The 19,920-nt window shown below is 64.0% G+C and carries 23 protein-coding genes and 1 tRNA gene; 14 read left to right on the top strand and 10 right to left on the bottom strand.

What is annotated here, in order from left to right:
* Positions 1-302: 302 nt before the first annotated feature.
* A complete protein-coding gene (locus QZ650_RS02135; protein ID WP_292519406.1) occupies positions 303-563 on the bottom strand; it encodes a hypothetical protein in 261 nt (86 codons plus the stop codon).
* 284 nt (positions 564-847) lie between these two features.
* Between QZ650_RS02135 and QZ650_RS02140 the strand changes: the two genes are divergently transcribed.
* From QZ650_RS02140 to uvsE, 3 genes are all read left to right on the top strand, one after another.
* Positions 848-4,645, top strand: a complete 3,798-nt coding sequence (locus QZ650_RS02140; RefSeq protein ID WP_292519408.1) for an AAA domain-containing protein — start codon at positions 848-850, stop codon at positions 4,643-4,645.
* Positions 4,646-4,899: 254 nt separating this feature from the next.
* Positions 4,900-5,805, top strand: coding sequence for an A/G-specific adenine glycosylase (locus QZ650_RS02145; RefSeq protein ID WP_292519410.1), 906 nt, complete (start codon positions 4,900-4,902; stop codon positions 5,803-5,805).
* A 35-nt stretch (positions 5,806-5,840) separates the two neighbouring features.
* Positions 5,841-6,737, top strand: coding sequence for a UV DNA damage repair endonuclease UvsE (gene uvsE, locus QZ650_RS02150; RefSeq protein ID WP_292519412.1), 897 nt, complete (start codon positions 5,841-5,843; stop codon positions 6,735-6,737).
* 15 nt (positions 6,738-6,752) lie between these two features.
* Here uvsE and QZ650_RS02155 read toward each other — a convergent pair whose 3' ends face one another.
* The 9 genes from QZ650_RS02155 to QZ650_RS02195 form a co-directional block, all read right to left on the bottom strand.
* Positions 6,753-7,178, bottom strand: a complete 426-nt coding sequence (locus tag QZ650_RS02155) for a fasciclin domain-containing protein (RefSeq protein ID WP_292519415.1) — start codon at positions 7,176-7,178, stop codon at positions 6,753-6,755.
* Between the two features lie 73 nt (positions 7,179-7,251).
* Positions 7,252-7,677 (bottom strand): fasciclin domain-containing protein, encoded by a 426-nt coding sequence (locus tag QZ650_RS02160; protein WP_292519416.1) that lies wholly within the window; start codon positions 7,675-7,677, stop codon positions 7,252-7,254.
* A gap of 117 nt (positions 7,678-7,794) precedes the next feature.
* Positions 7,795-8,229, bottom strand: coding sequence for a fasciclin domain-containing protein (locus tag QZ650_RS02165; RefSeq protein WP_292519418.1), 435 nt, complete (start codon positions 8,227-8,229; stop codon positions 7,795-7,797).
* Positions 8,230-8,363: 134 nt separating this feature from the next.
* The gene (locus tag QZ650_RS02170; protein WP_292519420.1) at positions 8,364-8,789 is read right to left on the bottom strand and encodes a fasciclin domain-containing protein; all 426 of its coding nucleotides are present in this window, start codon (positions 8,787-8,789) and stop codon (positions 8,364-8,366) included.
* A 100-nt stretch (positions 8,790-8,889) separates the two neighbouring features.
* Entirely contained in the window at positions 8,890-9,336 is a 447-nt protein-coding gene (locus tag QZ650_RS02175) for a fasciclin domain-containing protein (RefSeq protein WP_292519422.1), read from the bottom strand.
* 133 nt (positions 9,337-9,469) lie between these two features.
* A complete protein-coding gene (locus QZ650_RS02180) occupies positions 9,470-10,039 on the bottom strand; it encodes a DUF447 domain-containing protein (protein ID WP_292519424.1) in 570 nt (189 codons plus the stop codon).
* Complete coding sequence (locus QZ650_RS02185; protein ID WP_292519426.1) at positions 10,027-10,851, bottom strand: triphosphoribosyl-dephospho-CoA synthase; 825 nt, start codon at positions 10,849-10,851, stop codon at positions 10,027-10,029. The genes QZ650_RS02180 and QZ650_RS02185 overlap by 13 nt, the downstream gene beginning before the upstream one ends.
* Positions 10,820-11,956 carry a methanogenesis marker 9 domain-containing protein gene (locus tag QZ650_RS02190; protein WP_292519428.1) on the bottom strand — a complete coding sequence of 379 codons (1,137 nt, stop codon included), beginning with the start codon at positions 11,954-11,956 and terminating at the stop codon, positions 10,820-10,822. Before QZ650_RS02190 ends, QZ650_RS02185 begins: the two co-directional genes overlap by 32 nt.
* Positions 11,953-12,447: a Holliday junction resolvase gene (locus tag QZ650_RS02195; protein WP_292519430.1), complete on the bottom strand. Its 495-nt coding sequence runs from the start codon at positions 12,445-12,447 to the stop codon at positions 11,953-11,955. Before QZ650_RS02195 ends, QZ650_RS02190 begins: the two co-directional genes overlap by 4 nt.
* 75 nt (positions 12,448-12,522) lie before the next feature.
* On the opposite strand from QZ650_RS02195, the gene cfbA reads away from it, so the two are divergent.
* From cfbA to QZ650_RS02250, 11 genes are all read left to right on the top strand, one after another.
* Positions 12,523-12,930 (top strand): sirohydrochlorin nickelochelatase, encoded by a 408-nt coding sequence (cfbA, locus tag QZ650_RS02200; RefSeq protein WP_292519432.1) that lies wholly within the window; start codon positions 12,523-12,525, stop codon positions 12,928-12,930.
* A gap of 17 nt (positions 12,931-12,947) precedes the next feature.
* The gene (gene cfbE, locus QZ650_RS02205; RefSeq protein ID WP_292519434.1) at positions 12,948-14,090 is read left to right on the top strand and encodes a coenzyme F430 synthase; all 1,143 of its coding nucleotides are present in this window, start codon (positions 12,948-12,950) and stop codon (positions 14,088-14,090) included.
* Positions 14,091-14,092: 2 nt separating this feature from the next.
* On the top strand, positions 14,093-15,157 hold the full coding sequence (cfbD, locus tag QZ650_RS02210; RefSeq protein ID WP_292519436.1) for a Ni-sirohydrochlorin a,c-diamide reductive cyclase catalytic subunit: 1,065 nt from the start codon (positions 14,093-14,095) through the stop codon (positions 15,155-15,157).
* The gene (cfbB, locus tag QZ650_RS02215; RefSeq protein ID WP_292519438.1) at positions 15,154-16,524 is read left to right on the top strand and encodes a Ni-sirohydrochlorin a,c-diamide synthase; all 1,371 of its coding nucleotides are present in this window, start codon (positions 15,154-15,156) and stop codon (positions 16,522-16,524) included. Before cfbD ends, cfbB begins: the two co-directional genes overlap by 4 nt.
* Positions 16,525-16,651: 127 nt before the next feature.
* Positions 16,652-17,521: a branched-chain-amino-acid transaminase gene (gene ilvE, locus QZ650_RS02220; RefSeq protein ID WP_292519439.1), complete on the top strand. Its 870-nt coding sequence runs from the start codon at positions 16,652-16,654 to the stop codon at positions 17,519-17,521.
* Positions 17,522-17,604: 83 nt separating this feature from the next.
* Positions 17,605-17,677 (top strand) — tRNA-Glu (locus QZ650_RS02225).
* A gap of 217 nt (positions 17,678-17,894) precedes the next feature.
* Positions 17,895-18,167, top strand: a complete 273-nt coding sequence (locus QZ650_RS02230; protein WP_292519441.1) for a hypothetical protein — start codon at positions 17,895-17,897, stop codon at positions 18,165-18,167.
* Positions 18,164-18,352: a hypothetical protein gene (locus tag QZ650_RS02235; RefSeq protein ID WP_292519443.1), complete on the top strand. Its 189-nt coding sequence runs from the start codon at positions 18,164-18,166 to the stop codon at positions 18,350-18,352. Before QZ650_RS02230 ends, QZ650_RS02235 begins: the two co-directional genes overlap by 4 nt.
* A gap of 302 nt (positions 18,353-18,654) precedes the next feature.
* Positions 18,655-18,894: an antitoxin VapB family protein gene (locus QZ650_RS02240; protein ID WP_292519445.1), complete on the top strand. Its 240-nt coding sequence runs from the start codon at positions 18,655-18,657 to the stop codon at positions 18,892-18,894.
* Positions 18,881-19,273: a type II toxin-antitoxin system VapC family toxin gene (locus QZ650_RS02245; protein ID WP_292519447.1), complete on the top strand. Its 393-nt coding sequence runs from the start codon at positions 18,881-18,883 to the stop codon at positions 19,271-19,273. The genes QZ650_RS02240 and QZ650_RS02245 overlap by 14 nt, the downstream gene beginning before the upstream one ends.
* A gap of 180 nt (positions 19,274-19,453) precedes the next feature.
* Positions 19,454-19,920 (top strand): hypothetical protein (locus tag QZ650_RS02250; protein WP_292522448.1); only part of this gene is annotated, 467 nt, incomplete at its 3' end.

Here is a 19,920-nt window from a genome sequence, read left to right on the forward strand (position 1 = left end):
CTCTGGCAGGATCAACCAGAATTTGGAAGTAATGCACACTACTAAACTTGGGAGGAATTAGCGGTTACTGAACAAATTTCCGCATTGCCAATGCCAACGTCAGAACCAACCCGCGTCACGGCGCGGTCGTGTTGATTCTCCATCAAACAGGAAGACAATGTTTATCTTGTAACTATTTAAACATTTGCTTTCCTGCATCGGATTCGAGGCGAGAACCTCGAACCTTCATTCCCTTGATTACAGGCGAGTCGACCCGAACCAGGTCGAACCATTTCACCTGCGCAGGAAATAATGTTTGTTCTTCATTGCATATAAACATTATGCTCCTGCTTCAGGTCTCGAAGCAGAAATTCCCTGAGAATTTCTGCCCCCATACCCGGGCCCTGGCCAGAACGCAGAGTTGCGACCGGAACCCGGTTCACCCGTGCAGGACATAATGTTGCACTTACATGCATATAAACATTATGTTCCTGTGCTTGAACCAATCCCGGAGATTTACCTGAAATCTCCGGAACGGTGGCAGGATCGACCCGGGCGCATGCCCGATCGATCCACTCACCCATGTGGGGAACAATGTTGGAGGTGCTTGTATATAATGATTATTCTCGGGAGCGCCGGACCAGTATCGCAACTACCCCTTCTTACAGAACCCTGATCCCCATAACGGCCACCTGCACCATGCTCCAGAGCGCAAGAGTGGCCATCGTACCTGGTACAGACCGCTCAAACAGCCGGCGTGCATCCCGCGCAGAACTGATAAAACGCCACAGATAACAAGAGTTTTCTCACGGCCGCGCAAACAGAGAGGCACAACCAGGGGGAGAACCCCACACTCAGACGATCACCCATGCCCCGCTTCAACCTCAGCCCGTCGCTCATCGGCTGGTTCTTCTACCACGACTGCGAGCGCTACCTCCGCTACCATGCGACCCCGGAGCAGGAGCGCGCGGCGGCCGGCATCCCGGCAGTCACGGTTGCCCGGAGCCCGGTGACCCGGGCCCTCCTGGACGCGGGCATACGGTGGGAGGAGGAGGTGATCCGCACAAACCTCGCGGGTAGAGTGCGGCTCCCGGGCGGGACGGGCCCCCTCACCGACCGGTCGTTCTCCATCGAAGAGAGTTTCGACCTCCTCCCCCAACTCTCCCCGGGGGAGGCGATCTACCAGGCGACCATCCCGGTCTCGGTCCACTTCCTGAAGAGTTACGGCCTCGATCCGGGCGTATACCGGTTCTCCCCCTGCCGCCCCGATCTCATCAGACTGGGTGAAGGGGGCTGCGGCGCGCCGCCACTCCTCTCGGTCATCGACATCAAGGCAAGCGAGGAACTCAGCATCAGCCACCGGATCCAGGCCACCCTCTACGCGCTCATCCTCGATCACGCCCTCGACCTGCTCGGCATCGACCTCCCGGTCGACCTTGACCGCGCAGGGATCTGGCTCTCCGGCAGGGACGAGCCGGAACCCTTCGATCTCCACCTCAACATACGGGTGGTCGAGGAATTCCTCCGCCACCGCCTCCCGGGCATCCTGACCACCCCGCTGGAGAACGTGCCCTGGCATATCACCGCGCGGTGCGAGTCCTGCGAATTCTACCCGCACTGCCGGCACGAGGCGGAGACCTCGGCCTCCGTCTCCCAGATCCCCGGCCTCTCGTCCGTCGGGAGGCGCTACCTCCGCGAAGCCCCGTGGACTTCCGATCTCTCCATCAACACCCTCCCTGATCTCGCGCGGCTCCTTGCAGCCCCGGCAGGCGACCACTGCCTCGACGCCTGCGGGTCGCTCGCCGGCCAGGGCGACCGTCTCGGGGCAACCGTCCGGGCGCTCCAGACAGGAGAGGTCGTCCGGGGGACCGCGACCTCCCTTGCCCTCCCGGTCTACGAGGATATCAGCATCATCCTGACGCTCCAGAAAGACCCCGTCTTGGGCCAGATATACGCCCTCGGGTTCCGCCGGAGCAAGGGCAGGGCGGTCTACGAGACGCCCTCACGCGAAGCGGTCTACGTCGCCGAAAACCCCGACGACTGCACCCGGGTGCAGCGAGAGTTCATCCGCGCACTCGCCGCGGAACTTGCGGCCGTCGACGGGTACAACCCGGGCCGGGAACCGACCGACCAGAAGTCGGTGCAGACCTACGTCTACGACTCCTACGAAGAGGACCTCTTCACGCGGCTGCTTGATACCGCGATCCAGGACCCCGAAACCGCGGAGGATGCTTTGAGGTTGCGGTTCTACTACCAGGACCCCGGCATCGCCCTCCGGTCCAGCCACCCGAGCAAATCGGTCTCCTTCCCGCTCGTCGTCCTCACGCGGGAGATCCGGCGGCTGCTTGCCCTCCCCGTCCCGTTCACCCTCCGTCTCCCGGAGGTCCTCGCGGCCATCCCTTCCTCCCGTTTCGCGTATCAACTCAACCCGAACAGCCTCTTCTGGAACGAGCAGACCAACGCACTCAAGAGCGACGCCATCATCATGGCCTGGCACGGGAAGAGGCCGGAGGCGGCGGACTGGGTCGGGCAGGAGGTCTCGCGCCGCCTCCTCGCCGCGGGGAGCGTCCTCGACGGGCTCCGCGAACGCGTTCGGGACGGCCTCGTGCGGTGGCCGGAGAACTTCCGGTTCCCGCGCCCCTGGGATGCCGCGACACCGGAGGTATCGCGCCTCCTCTTCATCGCGGAGTACGAATCGACCCTGGGAGCCCGAAAGGTCCGGGAACTGCGAAGCAGGCCGCAGCCGGTCCGGGTCCGGGACGGCATCAGCATCCCGGTCAGGAAGAGCGAGGGGAACTTCTGGAAGGTGCTCGCGCCCCTCGACCTTGCAACCTTCGAGCAGTCGCAGGCGTTCAGTTACCTCCTGGTGCCGGACGGCGATGCGGGCGAAGAGGCGCAGCTCGCGTTTGACGACCTCCGCTACAGGAACAGCCCCAACCCCGGGAAGAGCGGGGTCTCCTTCGCCCGGGTCCGGGACACCATCGCCGACCGAAAGGCCGGGCAGATCAGGGGGCTTGTCCTGGAGGTGACGTATCCCCGGGAGCACCCGCCCTTCTCCGAGGGCGACCTCGCGGTGCTGCACCCCCGGTTCACCGACTTCGTCACGCCGCGGTACGTCGATCGCCTCCTTGCCCTGGACGAGCAGCCGGAGAACGCGTTCATCCGCCTCCTCCGCGACCCGCGGGGTTTCGCGGCACCGATCGCCGAGCCGGAAGGGGTCATCGCCGATGCAGCACGGCTCGCCCGGGATGCCGGGTTCACGCAGAGCCAGGAGAGAGCGTTCTCCCACGTGATGGCAAACCGGCTGACCCTCGTCTGGGGGCCGCCCGGGACCGGGAAGACGCATTTTCTCGCGAATGTCATCCTCTCGCTCGTCAAAGCCCGCAGAGCGCACGGGGAGCGGATCCGGGTTGGTGTCGCGGCGTTCACCCACGCGGCCGTCGAGAACCTGCTCGTCAAGGTGCAGGAGTCCGTCGGGGAGTTCGATCTCGTCGCAGGACTGCCCATCTACAAACTGAGGAGCATCCACACCCCCGGGGGGGAACGGAGCCTCGAGGTGCTGGCCCACGACCGGGCCGAGACCGTCGTCGGCTACCCGTCCCTCCTCCTCGGCGGGACGGTACACAGTTTCGCGAGACTGGAGAAATCCCTCCCGTCCCTTGACCTCCTGATCGTCGACGAAGCCTCGCAGATGCGGCCGGCGGAACTCGCGATGGTCCTCCCGCTGCTCGGCGCGGATGGACGGCTCGTCCTCGCGGGGGACGACCTGCAGCTCCCCCCGGTCGTCCAGGGGGCCTACCCGGTGCCGGAGGACGGCCTCCCCGGACTTGAAGACTCCGTCTTTGCGTACCTCCGGCACCGCGACGACCCCGATCGTCCCACCTACACCTGCCAGCTCCAGGAGAACTGGCGGATGAACCGGACCCTCTCACGGTTCGCGGCAGAGACCCTCTACGGCACCGGCTACGTCCCCGCGACCGATGCGATCGCAGCGCAGCGGATCGCCCTGACCCCGGGTTCGCCGGGGGAGGAGTGGGCCGGGTGGGTCCTCGACCCGGCATACCCGCTCGTCCTCTGCATCCTCGAGGGCGTCAGGACGACGGTGGAGAACCCGATCGAGGCGGGCCTGGTCGCCCGGCTGGCCGGGGAACTCCGGAAGCGGCTCATCGACCCCCGATCAGGCGGCCCCTATCCCGCGACGGATGACGGGGACTACCGCTTCTGGCGGCACGGGCTCTTCATCGTCAGCCCGCACCATGCCCAGATCGGCGCCATCCGGGGCCTTCTTGCCGGGATGCGGCCCTGGGCTTACCCGCCGTTCGTGGACACCGTCGATAAGATGCAGGGGCAGGAGGCGGAGTGTGCAATCGTCAGTTACGGGGTGAGCGACGTCGAGACCGCTCTCTCGGAGGCCGAGTTCATCTACAGCAAAAACCGTCTGAACGTCTCGCTGACCAGGAGCCGGGCAAAGTGCGTCGTCTTCCTGCCCCGGCCGCTGCTGGAGCCCCCGCTCGACCTTGTCCAGAACGAGGCAGCGGCGGCGGGGCTCACCCATATGCTCGACCTCCAGGAGTTCTGCCGGGCCCACGGGGATGTGCGGACGTTCGACATCGACAACGGGGCAGGGATCCGGCTCACGGTGATGCGGGCGCGGGAGGAAGAATAGAGAAGGGGTGCAACCACCAGTTACCACCCCCAAAACCGGGTATGTTTCCGGGCAACCGGAGTTCAGCTACCCCGGACCCATACACGGCTTTCCAGTGAGTATCGCGTCTGGGGGTGGGGCTGACGGGGAGTGCGATGCTCCGAAGGAGCGGAGCTTGAGCACCGTTAGGTGTGAGGTGCGATGCTCCGAAGGAGCGGAGCACGAGAAGGCCGAAGGCCTTTGAGGGGGAGACCTCCCGCCCAACCTATTTCCCCGTGTCTGACAAACCGGATACCGTGATCGGCAGCCTCGACCCCGACCAGAACGACCTCGAACAGCGAATCCTCAAAGAGACCCGGGCCCACGGGGCGACCCCGGAGACCATCGCCCTCTTTTGCGACCTCATCCTCTCGCACTTCCGCGCCCACGGCCGCGACCTCCCCTGGCGGCAGACCACCGACCCCTACCGGATCCTCGTCTCCGAGATCATGCTCCAGCAGACGCAAGTCGAGCGGGTCGCCGTGAAGTATAGCGAGTTCCTCGCCCGGTTCCCCGACTTCGAGACCCTTGCCCGCGCGCCGAAGAGCGAGGTGCTCCTCGCCTGGCAGGGCATGGGCTACAACCGCCGGGCAATCGCGCTCCAGAGGACCGCGGAGCGTGTCGTGGAGGAGTACGGCGGCCGGCTCCCGGCGGACGTCGAGACGCTCGCGACCTTCCCCGGCATAGGGAAGGCGACCGCGGCTGCCATTTGCGCATATGCCTTCAACATGCCGGTCGTCTACATCGAGACGAACATCCGGCGGGTCTTCATCCATTTCTTCTTCCAGGACCGCGAGGGGGTCCGGGACGACGAGATCCTCCCGCTCGTCGAGCGGGCGCTCCACCGTGAAAACCCGCGGGAGTGGTATAGCGCGTTAATGGACTACGGCACGGTCTTAAAAAAGCGAACCGCGAACCCGAACCGGCGGAGCGCGTCGTATACCCGGCAGAGCAGGTTCGAAGGCTCCGACCGGCAGGTCCGCGGAAGGCTGCTCGCGCTCATCCTCAAAGAGGGCTCGGTCACGGAGGCGGAGGCGGCAGCCCGGACCGGGGAAGACCCCGGCCGTGTAAGACGGATCCTCGCCGACCTCGCGCGGGAGGGGTTCGTCGCCGAGAGCGAGGGCACCTACACCTGCAGGTAAAGGTTGATACCCGGGGGGCGCCACTCCCGCGAGGCATGAAGATCGGCTACCCGTGCATCAACCGGAGCATCGGCTGCTCCTCAGGTCGCACGTTCCGGCTCGCCTCCTACTCCTGCGAGCGGCTGGAAGCGACCCTCAACGAGAACCTCCGCTGCCTTGACGCGATCCTCCGCTTCAACCTTGAAGCGGAGATCCTCTTCTTCCGGATCACCTCCGACCTCGTCCCGTTCGGGTCGCACCCGATCTGCACCGCCCCGTGGCAGGAGACCTTTGCCGGCGAGTTCTCGGATATCGGCCGGTTCATAAGAGAGCACAATATGCGGGTCTCCATGCACCCGGACCAGTTCGTCATCATCAACGCCAAAGACCCGGAGATTATCGGACGGAGCGTCGCGGAACTCCGCTACCACGCCGCGGTCCTCGACGCCATGCACCTTGACCGGACGGCGAAGATCCAGATCCACGTCGGCGGGGTCTACGGCGACCGGGAGGCCTCGATGGAGCGGTTCTCCCGCGAGTACTCGCGCCTCGACGAGAGCATCCTCCGCCGGCTGGTCGTCGAGAACGACGACTCCCGTTACACCCTGACCGACTGCCTCCGCATCCACGAGGAGACCGACATCCCGGTTCTCTTCGACGTCTTCCACCACACCGTCAACCACTCCGGGGAGGGGGTGGCCGAAGCGGTGGCGCGGTCCGGCGCGACCTGGCGGCCGGACGACGGCATCCCCATGATCGATTACAGCACCCAGATGCCCGGCGGGCGGAAGGGCCGGCATGCCGAGAGCCTGGATCCCGCGCTCTTTTCGCAGTTTCTCAGCCAGACCGCGCCGACGGATATCGACATCATGCTCGAGATCAAGGATAAAGAGAAGAGCGCTCTTGTTGCCGTCGGGATCGCCCGCGCCGACGGGCGGTTCCGCCTGCCGTAAGAGCGCGAAATCCGGTCAGGGCGCGACGATATCGATCGTCGGCGGGACAAGCGCGGAGGCGATGGCATGGCAGATGCCGTTCGTGCAGAACGCGTCGGCCTCGACGATCGGGACACTGTTGACGGTGATCCCCCGGTCGGACGACCGCAGGATGATGTCCGTCCCGATACTCGACCTGACGGCGGCGAGACCCCGGAGGTCTTCCGAGGTGAACTGTCCCGGCACCACATGGTAACTCATGATCAGGAGGAGCTTGTCCGCGTCCTGCCGGAGTTCATCCATCCGGTCCTTCTGCACCCTTGAGAACGCCTCGTCCGTCGGGACAAAGACCGTGAACGGGCCTCTCTCGCGGAGCATCGGTTCCATGCCCGCGATCCGGAGGAGTTCGAGAAACACGGTGAGGTTCTCAGAGTCTTCTAAGGTTTCGATGATGCTCTTCATACTGCTCCCCCACTCTCTGCCGGATTATTTATATATTCGCCCGGGGCTCATCCGGGATCGCCCGGGATCCACCCTATACGGCAGCCGTCCTGGCAACGGGGGGCAGGAGCAGCGTGTAGACCGCGTGGCAGATCCCGTTGGTGCACCAGGCATCGGACTCCACGACCGGGACGTTGTTGACCAGCACCCCCTCCGGTGCGATCTCCACGGTCAGGTCCTCTCCCTCAAGCGACCGCAGGGTCCGTATCCCGAGGAGGTCTATCATCGAATGCACCCCCGGGACGATGTGGTAGTTCAGGACATCGGTGAGCCGATCGGCGTTTCCCCGGATTGCGTCGAGTTCCGAGGGGGATACTGACCGGAACGCATCGTCGTTCGGGACAAAGAGCGTATACGGCCCTTCGGTGCTCAGCCTCCCTTCCAGGCCGGCCGCCTGCACGAGGTCCAGAAACGTGACAAACATTCCCGATTCCCGCAGAGTCTCAAGGATACTCTTCACACAAACCATCTCCCGCCGGGGGTGGAGGGGGTGGAGTATATAATACTACGGGTGGCTCCGCACGGCTCCGGGGGCCGGTCATCAGGAGCTGTCAGGCCGGGGCAGGCGCATTCCGGACTATATCGACCTCATCACCCGCGCCTCGACCGCACGCGGCAGGAGCACCCGGTCGATGATGTGGTAGATGCCGTTTGTGCAGTCGATGTCGGGCTGGACGATGGTGGCATTGTTCAGCCGTACCGCCCCGGGAGGCCCCGTGACGTCCAGATAATCCCCCTGGAGGGTCTCGATCGCCTCCATCTGTGCCAGCTCGTGCATGGTGAGTTTGCCCTGGACCACATGGTACTCGATCATCCATGCAAGCCGCTCCCGGTCATCCAGGACTGCGTCCAGCACCTCCCCGGGAAACCCCGAATACGCCTCGTTCGTCGGGAAGAACGCCGTATACTCCCCTTCCCCGCGGAGGGTGTCTGCCATCCCCCCGGCCTGCACCATCCGGACAGAGGTGCTCAACCGGTCGTCTTGCCGGGCGGTCTCAAAGATACTCTTCATGAATCATCCTCCAGATGGACTCCGGGATCCGTTTCAGGGATATATATAATTGCATCCATAATAACCCGGGACAGATAGGGGTTCCGGGAGCCGCTCCGGCGTACGAGATGGCCCCATAAGACCAATCCCCCCTCTCAGGCCGGGATGGCCTCCGCCTGCTCCGGGAGCAGGACGGTATCGATCGCGTGAATGACGCCGTTCGAGCAGTCGATGTCTCTGGAGACGACGTAAGCGTCGTCCACGTAGATCCGGTCGGCAGAGGCGTCAACCCGGATGCTGCTCCCCTGAAGGGTCTCTACCGATCCCCGCCCCATCAGGTCGTAGCCGGTCAGGCGCTCCGGCACAATGTGGGCGGTGAGGAGATCGGTGGCCCGCTCCTGGTCGCGCATGATATCTTCGAGAAAGTTCTCAGGGATGCCCGCAAACGCGCTGTCTGTCGGGGCAAAGACCGTGAACGGCCCCTCCACACTCAGGATGTTCGTGATCCCGGCAGCATCCATCGCCTTGAGGAATGTTGAAAAACGCCCGTCCTCCCGCAGGGCTGTGACGATGTTCGTCATGGCCAGCCCCATACCCGCCGCCGTATATAAGGATTGGCTCACCGGGCTCCGGGAGCACCCGGTAAAAAAAGATGGGATTGGCCGCGATCCCCCTCCAGGCTCACTTGCTCGCTGCCGAGTAGGCCTCAAACGCCTGCGAGAGGGTCACGAAGGGAACGCTGTCAAGGGCGTGGACGATGCCGTTATCCGCCTTCAGGTCTCCCTCGAGCACGACGGCCTCATCCACCTGCGTACCCTTCTCGGTCCGCCGGACCATGATGGAGTTCCCCTCGACGGTCTCGACGACATTCTTTCCAAGCAGTTCGTCGAGCGTGTACGCGTGCTTGCGGACCGTGAAGAAGTCGATGAGATGCGAGAGCATCTGCTTATCATTCAAGATCATCGACCGGTTCGGCTCAGGGATCGCGTCCCATGCCGAGTCGACCGGGGCGAAGAACGTCATCGGTCCCTCACCCTGCAGCATCGTATCCTCACCGAGGGTCTGAATGATCTCGACCAGCCGGCTGAACCTTCCATCACTCTTTAACGTCTCAAATATCTTCGCCATACCAGGCACCTTCCTGTAAGCGCCCTTCGTGGTATGTTATTCTATATATGGATTATTATATTGCAGAATTAATGGAATGAGGGAACAAAGAACCGTCCCTCCATGCCGGCCCGGTATGAAACCCGGAGAACGGTCACTCACCGGTCAGGTCGCCGATATACCGGTTGAGGAGTTCGAGCGCTTCCCACTCCCGGGGGCCGCCGCACTTCCGGGCGAGGCCGGCATGGTGCTCGATCAGCCGCCCGAGCCAGGGATCGCGGGTCTTGACGTAGCGCGTGGCATGGACCGTCGCGTCGACGATGCTGGCAAAGCCCCGATTCACCGGGTGCAGCCGGAGTTCGAGCACCTCCTCGTGCATCGGGACGAGCCGGACGGTGATCGCCTCCTCGCTCGACCGCTCGACGTCCGCGGCAAACGCGGCCCAGGCCTCCGCGTCGCGGAGACGGCAGACGACCCTCCCGTCGATCTCCTCCCGGACGAAGGCCCCGGGAGGGAGGTCTTCAAACGCTGTCCGGACGTAGATCACAGGGTCAAAGACGAAGTTCGCCACCACAAAACGGTCGCGGGCGACGTTTCTCGCCGTATGGCTCCCCCGGAAGAGTACCATGTGCAGGGAGCCGTTCCGGTTGATTATCCCCATCGGAGCAGCGTTCTGGCCGGTGGTCGCGATCACCTCGTTGATCCCCTCAGTCAGGAGTCCCACTGCCACCCCTCCCCGAGGGCCACGTAGATCCCGGCGATGGTGATATCGGCGATCGAGCCCGGGTTAATCCCCTCCCGGACGCACTCCGCATCGAACGCCCCAAGGTCCCGCCCTCCGGCGAGCACATCGGCCGCGCACCGCATCGTCCGCTCGGCCGTCTCCATCCCGTGCTTCTTTGCGATGAAGGTGTCCGGCTCGGTCGCAAGGAGGTCGAGGAACGCCGCGACGATCGCCTGTCGGCCGGGGCCGTGCGCGTGAAGCAGGTCCGCACACCGGCGAGTCAGGGCAAATCCGTTCGTCCACTCCCGGGCGACCATATCCCGGGGCGCCGAGTAGGCCATGATATCGGCGAGGGTCATCCCCCGCTCCCGGATCGCGGCGACCGAGGCCGGGTCGTTCACGTCCAGGTCGTCGCTCTTCCCCATCCGGACCTCCGTGAGGCCGAACGCCGCATAAAAATCGATTGCGTCCTCGATATCCGTCTCCGCGACGACCCGCCGCGCCCCCTCGATATCTCCCCCGAGGACAAGGGGAACCAGAAGGATGAACGCCCCGAAGTGGGTGTTTCCCCCGGAGTGGGCGTTCGTCGCCATGACCGCCTCGCGGATCAGGCTCCCGACCCGGCCGCCGGTCTTCTCGGCCGCATCAAAGACAGGCCGCGCAAGGATCGTCGAGGCGAGGAAGTGCTCAAGGCGGGTATCCGCGTAGTCATGGCACCGGTCCACGTTCCCGGGTTTCGGGTAGGCGCAGACCTCAAGCATCATCGCAAACTGCGCCCGTTCAGCTCGATTCGTCGGCGGATTCTTCTTCATCGAATATCCTGTGCATGATCTGGTCGGCGAGACGGTGCTTGCAGCGCATGTACTCCCGCGCCGGGAGGCCTTTGCTCTCAAGCGTCATGTTCCGGAACATGCAGGGCGAGCTGATCTTGCAGCACCAGGCAAGGCTCCCGAAACACGTGCTCCTCCCGTCGTCGAGCGGAGTTCCCTTCACCGCTTCCTGCTTGAGTTTCAGGTACTCGTCCCGGGAGAGCCCGATCTTCTGGAGGGCCGGGATGAGCGGACAGGCCTTCACCGGCATGCAGCAGAAGGCAAGCGCCCGGATATCGCCGCCGCGGCAGAGCTGTTTGGGGGCGTTGTACCAGCCGCTCTCTTCGGCGGACCGGGTGATGGCGGCATCGAGGCCGGCAAGCGTCCAGAGGTCCGACTGCCGGGCAAGCGAGACGAGGTCCGCCCCGTGGGAGAAGGCGTCCATCGCCTTATCAAACGTGGTGATGGAGTTGTTTGCTATCAGCGTCAGGGGAGAGGCGTTGCGGATCTGGCGGAGCCTCGCGTGCCCGAAGTCCATCAGGTCGACGTGGAGGATATCCGCCCCCGCCTTCCAGACGGTGCGGGCAAGACCGGCATCGTTTGCGACACCGGCACGCATCTTCACCGAGACGGTGACGTCCTCCGCTTTCAAGGCCCGGATGGTCTCGACGAGTTTTGCCGGGTTCTTGAGGAGGTACTCCCCGCACCCCGCCTCAAGCATCGCAGGCTGCCGGCAATGGGCGTCGATCTCGTAGACCACGCGGGCCTCAAACGCAGCGGCGACCTCGGCGTATGCAGCAGGCGTGCTCCCCCGGAGGTTGATGCCTGTGACAACGCCGCTCTGTTTCAGGGCATCGATCTCCCGCTCCAGCGCCTCGATGGGATCACCATACAGGAACTCGTTGCGGCCCTCCGCGGCCATCTTCCGGCTCGCGTCAAGGGTGGGGCCGTCGATGGAGTAGCCGCCGATGAAGGCGGCCCCGACATGAGCCGCCCGCTCAAGAACGTAGGCAGCATCCACAATCCCGGCCATGGATGCGATTGCCACCGGTGTTTTCACGACACGATCGTTTATGAGGAGCTCAAAACGATCATATGCTTCCATCATGATTCTTCAGGTGTTGGTGGTGAGAGAGGATATTGATTTGTATCCGCCCCGAGATCATACTCACCGTTGGAGCGGGTGAGCGCACAGCAGAGCCGGAAATCGTCGATGGGGATCCCGGGAGTGGTCCCGTAGTGCTCAAGCACCCTATCCCAGGGCATGAGGTATGCCTCCTTCGGCCTCCCCGCACCGAACCGGAACTCGACGGCAAGGAACCCCCGCCGCCCGGTCCTCCGGATGAAATCGGTGATCGAGTCGACCTGATGGACGTTGTTCTTGTCGGCGTGAAAGTGCTGGGAGAAGTAGAGTTTCTTGCTCGATATCGACTTGCACTCGATGGCAAGGTAGTAGCGGGGGTCGAGAGAGTCGACGAGGACGTCGACGTACTGGGTGTTGAACATGCTCTGCTTGAGCCGGTAGGCGAACCCCTGCATCTTGCGGCGAGCGAAAAACCGGTTGATGCAATGGGTGATCTCCCATTCGAAATTTGCCATCAGATAGATCTTGAACCCGGGCCTTAAAAACAATCGGTAATTATTTTAATAGCCTATCGTATTACCATGTAACATATGAGTATGAAAGGAATGTTACTGGTGGGGCACGGCAGCAAGCTCCCGTACAATAAGGAGCTGATCGAGACGACCGCGGCCCTCATCGCTGAGAAGTCCGACGACTACATCGTCAGGCCCGGGTTCATGAGCCTCAACACCCCGACGGTGGAGGAGCAGCTCGAGGCGTTCCGCAAGGAAGATATCGATATGCTCGTCGTCGTCCCGCTCTTCCTCGCGAAAGGCGTTCACATCAACCAGGACATCCCCGAGATCCTCGGCCTCCCCGCGGGGGAGCGGAAGGGCGAGTTCCGGCTCAACGGGAAGACGGTGCCGCTCGTCTACGCAAACCCCATCGGCAGCGACCCGCTGCTCGCGGAACTGATGCTGAAGAACGCCGCCGACGCCATCGCCGAACTGAAGCCCTGAAGACAATGCGGGTCCTGGTGCTGGATACCATACACGGCGGGGCGGACCTCGCCGCGGCGCTCCGGGATGCCGGCCACGAGGCGGACGCGGTGGACGTCTACCGCGGGAAGACCGGCATCCCCGTTGATGAGGCGCTCGTCCGCACCTACGACCTCGTCACCGCGCCGGTCCACCTCGACCCGGACCACCCGCTCATCCGGCGGCACGGTCCTGCGGTCTCGCACCACGAGGCGGTGCAGCGGATCCTCGGCGACCGGCTCCCGCATCCCTTCATCGAGATCACCGGGGCGCGGGGGAAGACCACCACCGGCCACGCCCTCGCGGCGCTCCTGCCGGGCCCGGGCATCCTCCATACATCGACCGGGACCTACCGCTACCCGGAGCGGGAACTGCTCTGGAAGAAGAGCATCACCCCCGCATCCCTGCTCCCGGCGGCCCGCGAGGCGGAACGGATCGGCGGCTGGCTGGTTGCGGAGGAGTCGCTCGGGGTCACCGGAGCCGGGGACGTGGCGGTCCTGACCTCGGCGGAGGACTATCCGATCGCGGCAGGGAAGAAACGGGCTATCACGGAGAAGTGCCGGCTGCTCTCCCGGGCCCGGACGGCCGTCCTCCCGCCGGGGATCGATCTTGCGGGAGGGATCAGGGCCGATGAGATCGTCTCGTTCGATGGGCCGGTCTGCCGCTACAACGGGTTCGGGGTCACCGGCACCTTCGCAAACCCGCTCTCTACCCTCGCGGGCTACCGGATGCCTCTCGCGCTTGCGGCCGCGACCGCCTGCGTCCTCGGGATCGATCCCTCCCCCCTTGCGGGGTTCTCCGCCCTCCCCGGCCGGATGGTGGCCCGGCGGGAAGGAGACCTCCTGATCGTCGATAACGCAAACAGCGGGACGAACATGGCGACCACAATTGAAGCCGCCCGCTACGCACGGGAACTCTCCGGCGGCGGCCCCCTGACCCTCGTCATCGGCGAGGAGGCCCGGGCGGTCTGCGAGGGGTTCTGTCCCGAGGATATCCGCCGGACGATCGCGGCCGTCAATCCGACGGCGACGGTCCCGGTCGGGGAAGGGCATCCAGCGGCGACGCTTGATGCCGGGCTTGATATCGCCCGGAGCATCACCCCGGCAGGGGCGATCATCCTCGCCGTCAAGACGTGGAGATGAGTATGGACTACATTCAACCAAGACCGAGTTCAATCGTCGCGGCGCTTTATACCGCCCGCGACCTGGGGGTGGACGTGGCGATCCTCCACGGCCCGTCGGGCTGCTCGTTCAAGCACGCCCGTCTCCTCGAGGAGGACGGCATGCGGGTGCTGACGACGTCGCTCGCCGACAATGAGTTCATCTTCGGTGGGCACGACCCCCTCGTGCGGGTCCTCCGCCACGCGGAGAAGGAGTTCTCGCCCCGGCGGATGGCAGTAGTCGGGACGTGCGTTGCGATGATCATCGGCGAGGACCTCCCGTCCGCAATACTGGATGCGGGGATAAAGACCCCGGCGATCGCCGTCGATATCCACGCCGGGTTCCGGGAGAACATCGACGGCGTGCTTGCGACCCTCGAACCCGCGGCCGATGCCGGATGGATCAGCGCCGACGAACTGGAGCGGCAACGCTCTCTTCTCGCAAAGGCCAACGAGGTCGAGCGGCTCCGTGGGGCGGCCTCCCGGACCTACATCGAGCCCTCCCGCGGCGACCTCAAGCACCTTGCAGCACAGCGGCTCGTGGAACTCGCGGATTCCGGCGCCACTGGGGTGGCGATCATGAACGCGAAGAAAGAGACCGCGTATATGTTCGCCGACGAACTCATCGCCCTCCACGACGCCTGCCCGGACGCCGCGATCACGTATGTGGCGAACCTCGACGACCGCGGCCTTCCGAAGGTCCGCGAGGACGCCGGGCGAATCCTCAAGGGTATGCGGGAGCAGGGTGTCGACCCCGAACTCCTCGGGGCGCTCGATGAGTACGGGGCGAACGGCCCCGCGATCGGGGAGCGCCTTCGCGAGACCAACCTGGACTTCGCCCTCATCGTCGGGGTTCCGCACGCCGTCCCGCCGGAGTATACGGAGGGCATCGAGGTCTTCTCGATCACGAACGGCCCCCGGCAGGTGGAGCCGCTCCGCGAGATGGGGCACCGGCACGTCATGGTCGAGATCGATCTGCACCCAAAGACCCTCGGCGTCCGCGATATCGTCGCAAGCGAGTTCGGGGCGGTCCTCCGGAGCATGCGATGAAGTCCTTCCTCGTCGCCGGCGACCGCTCCGGGAGCGGGAAGACGAGCATCACGCTCGCGCTCTCGGCCCTCCTCTCTGCAGGACGGGCCGTCCAGACCTTCAAGGTCGGGATGGACTACATCGACCCCTCCTACCTTGCCGGGGTGACGGGCCGGCCCTGCCGGAACCTGGACGGCTACGTCATGAGCCCGGAGGAGGTCCGGACGGTCTACGCCCACGGCTGCCGGGGAGCGGATATCGCCGTCGTCGAGGGGGTGCGGGGGCTCTTTGAGGGCGCGGAGGCGCTCACGGACCTCGGGAGCACCGCCGCGATCGCAAAGCAGCTCAACCTGCCGGTGGTTCTGGTCATCAACGCCCGGAGCATCACCCGGAGCGCGGCGGCGATCGTGAAGGGATTTTTAGCCTTCGATCCGGACGTCGATATCCGCGGGGTCATCCTGAATAACGTCACCGGGACCCGCCACCAGGAGAAGGCGGTCCGGGCGATCGAGCATTACTGCGGCATACCGGTCGTCGGCGCCATTCCCCGGATGGCGGAGATGGAACTTGCGATGCGCCACCTCGGCCTCGTCCCCTACCGGGAAGGGCAGGGCCACGAAGAATTCCTTGCGCGGATCGAGACGGTGAAGCGGATGATCGGCGAGCACGTCGATTGCGACGCCCTGCTCGGGCTCGCCCTTGAAGTCACGCCGCCAGCGGAGGAGAGCGGCGTGTATGCGGCGCACCCCGACCCGGATGTCCGGATCGGCGTCGCGCTGGATGAGGCCTTCAACTTCTACTACGCCGACCTCTTCGACGTGCTTTCGTCATGTGGGGCGAAGGTCGTCCCGTTCTCCCCGCTCCATGACCGGCTGCCGGAGGCTGACGGCTACATCCTCGGCGGCGGCTACCCGGAGCTCTTCGGCCCGGAACTCGAAGCGAACACCGCGATGCGGGAAGGACTTTTTGAGGTCTCGCGAAACGGCACCCCCATCTACGCGGAGTGCGGGGGGCTCATCTACCTCACCGACCGGATGGTCCTTGACCGGGGGTTCATGGACGCCGGCGAGGAGCGAGTTTACGACCTCGCCGGTGTCTTTTCAGGTGAGACCCGGATGCCGGGCCGCCGGATGCTCGGCTACGTCGTCGGGACGAGCGCTGCGGGAAGTCCCGTGGGCGAGGCGGTGTTCCGCGGCCACGAGTTTCACTATAGCAGCGTCCGCCTCGCGCCGGAGACCCGCTACGCTTACCGGCTGAGCCGGGGGAGCGGGATCCGGGACGGGCTTGACGGTGCGGTCCGGGACCGGACGGTCGGGAGTTACACCCACCTCCACCCGGTGACGAGCCGCGGGATGCTCGCCCACTTTGTGGACTGCTGCCGGGGCTGACGGGGCGCGGGCAGGGACATGGCCGTCTTGAGAGGCTCTCCATGCCCTGGCCGTGTACCGGTCGCCGTCGCGCCGCCGGGAGCATGAAACGCAAAACATACAAACGAATCGATACCACACTTGGTACATGATCATTTACCTTGACGGCAGATACGTCCCGGAAGAGGAGGCGAAGGTCTCGGTCTTTGACCACGGCCTCCTCTACGGCGACGGCGTTTTCGAGGGGATACGCGCCTATAACGGAAGGGTCTTCCGTCTTGACGAGCATCTCGCACGGCTCTACGACTCGGCAAAGACGATCGACCTTGCCGTTCCGATCACAAAAGAGGAGATGGCCGAGGCGATCAAGGAGACGCTCCGGAAGAACAACTTAAAGGACGCCTATATCCGCCCGATCGTCACCCGCGGCAGGGGCGACCTCGGCCTCGACCCCCGGAAGTGCCCGAAAGCGACCGTCATCGTCATCGCCGTCACCTGGGGCGCGATGTACGGCGACCTCTACGAGAAGGGACTCCGTGCAGTCTGCGTCTCCGTCCGGCGCACTCCCCCGGAGTCGATGCCGCCGAACGTCAAGAGCCTCAACTACTTAAACAACATCCTCGCGAAGATCGAGGCGAACTACCGCGGCGTCGACGAGGCGATCTTCTTCGACACCAAGGGCAACGTCTCCGAGGGCTCGGGGGACAACATCTTCGTCGTCAAGAACGGCACGATCATCACCCCGCCGACCTTAAACAACCTGCGCGGCGTCACCCGCCTGGTCGTGCTGGAACTCGCGGCCTCGATGGGGCTCACCATCGTCGAGCGGAACCTCGGCTACTTCGACCTCTACTCGGCCGACGAGGTCTTCGTCACGGGAACCGCGGCTGAAGTCGGGCCGATCCGCGAGATCGACGGCCGTATCATCGGGAACGGCAAGCCAGGCCCCATCACCCGCCAGCTGATGGCAGCCTACAAGGCCGCCACCCAGAAGGAAGGCACCCCGATCTACGAGTGAGAGGGACAGGGCCGGCCGGCCCGGACTCCCCGGCACAACTTTTTTATCTTCCGGCATCGAAGTTGTATGGCAACATTCCTCATGCTGCTATAGTGTAGGGGCCAATCATGTCGGCCTTTCACGCCGACGACTGGGGTTCAAATCCCCATAGCAGCATTCTGTTCTGAAACAGTTTTACAGTCTAATTGCCTTTGCAGCACATTCTAAAGCCAGCATACCAGATTGTGCAGTCGATTTCCATCCTCTCGCTCCGTGCCCCGCAATCCCGGAGATAGGGTCCAGGGAGCAGCACCGGGAGAGCGGGCGACCCGCAAGGACGTTACGACCGCGGCCGGATCCGTTTGTTATATCTTCATACAACAACCCTGCCACCATGTCTGCAAGCGCCGGATCCGCTCATTCCCCCACACTCGACACCATCAGAATGGTCGAGAACTTCATCCGGGAGCACAGCGGCGAATACCGCCGCCGGGCGCTCTGGGAACGCCTGCCGCGGAAGGTTATGTACCAGACGTTCAAGACAATCATCGAATACCTCCTGGAATCAAATAAGATCGCCATCGACGCACAGGGGAAGGTATGCTGGATCCATGATCCCGACCTTGTCCGGTGGTATCGGGCCCGCGAGGATCTGCGGATCAGATGAAGGCCGCGATCTATTTCGCAGACGCAAAGGTAAAGGAGGCCTTCGAAGCCCTGAAGGTCTCGCCCCACACGGGGGAACGAGAACTGGCCGCCCTGCTCGACAAAGCCATCACGGCAATATCCGCCAACGTGTTTTGCGGCACGCAGGTTCCGAAGAGGCAGATCCCGAAGATCTACCTGCAATGATACCCGCCGATAACGAACCTCTGGAAGTACAATCTCTCCCGGTCCTGGAGACTAATGTACACCGTGGCCAGCGATGGGGATACCATCGCGATCATCATCGAGTGGCTGGACCATACCGGCTATGATCGCCGGTTCGGGTACGGATAGCAGGCGTCCGGAGACAGCAGCGGGCTGGGGGGCCCCGGCTCAACCCCCCGGCCCGTCCGTTCACTCCGGTGCATGGCCGGAGCGCCGACCGTCCTATGAGGAATGAGATCTCGACGCGAAAGAACCTAAATACATGCACATACACATAAACAGTCATGGGAACCAGGACGATCAGCATCAGCGACGACGCATACGAGAGGCTCTCCCGGTTAAAAGGCCCCTCGAACATGAGTTTTTCCGAAGTGATCCTGAAGTATACCCCGAAAAAGAAGAAACTCTCCGAGATCCTCAAGGAGTTCGGGCCGAACCCCGCGCTGGCCGACTCGGTCGAGGAAGCCTCACGCGAGATGCGGAAGGCTTCGATGCGAGAGGTCGACTTCGATGCCGACGCTTGATACGTCTCTGCTCGTCGACCTGATCCGGCACGACCCGGAGGCGATGAAAACGCTTGAGGCGATGGAGCGAGAAAGGCTGCCCCTTGCGACCACGGCGATCAACATCCTCGAACTCTACCGGGGAGCCTACCTCTCGGGATCGGCACAGGAGAACATTCGGGCAGTCGAAGCAATCATCCAGGCGCTGATCGAACTTCCCGTCACGGACGAGACCTACCGGATCTTCGGCGCACTCGCTGCCGAACTTCGGGGAAACGGCAATCCAATCGGAGACTTCGACGAGGTGATCGCGGCAATCACGCTCGCAGGCGACGGCGAGATCGTCACCCGGGACCGCCACTTCACCCGGGTTCCCGGGCTGAACGTCAGGACGTATTGAGAATCCAGGCCGGCGGGGTCGTCCGGGCGCCCTGGAGCCCGGCGATCGTTCGCCACCCAATTCCGGATAGGGGCAGTGATCGCGGTTTTTATGGGAACGACGCCGGCCCGGTCCCGGTGTGCCCGAAGACCCGGTCCCAGAAGGGCTTAAGTCACTGCGGGCGATCGAACCAGTAGAATCATGTCCGCCGCAGAATCGACGAATGCAGCTGATAGAACCCGACATTCGATCGGGAGCTTCTTTAGCCGTATCGCTCCCGCAGCCATACTCTTCTTCCTCGCCCCGCTCGTTGCCGAGTTCCTGCTCGGCAACCTCGCCATCACCATGCTCCCCGCCCTTATCGTGCTGGCGCCGATGTACGGCGGTGGGGCGCTCCTGATCAGGGAGGTTGTCCGGCGGACCGGCAGAGGCTGGCCGGGGATGATCGTGCTGGCCCTTGCGTACGCCGTTCTGGAAGAAGGCATCATCACCCAGTCGCTCTTCAATCCCGGCTACCTCGGCGAAAACCTTCTCGACTACGGCTTTCTGCCGCCGCTCGGGAGCGCCCTCCCGTGGACGCTGTTCGTGCTCACCCTCCACACGGTCTGGAGCATCAGCGTGCCGATAGCGCTCGTCGAGGTCCTCTTCCCGGAACGCCGGACCACCCC

The sequence above is a fragment of the Methanoculleus sp. genome, from assembly GCF_020696975.1.
Classification (GTDB): Archaea; Halobacteriota; Methanomicrobia; order Methanomicrobiales; family Methanoculleaceae; genus Methanoculleus.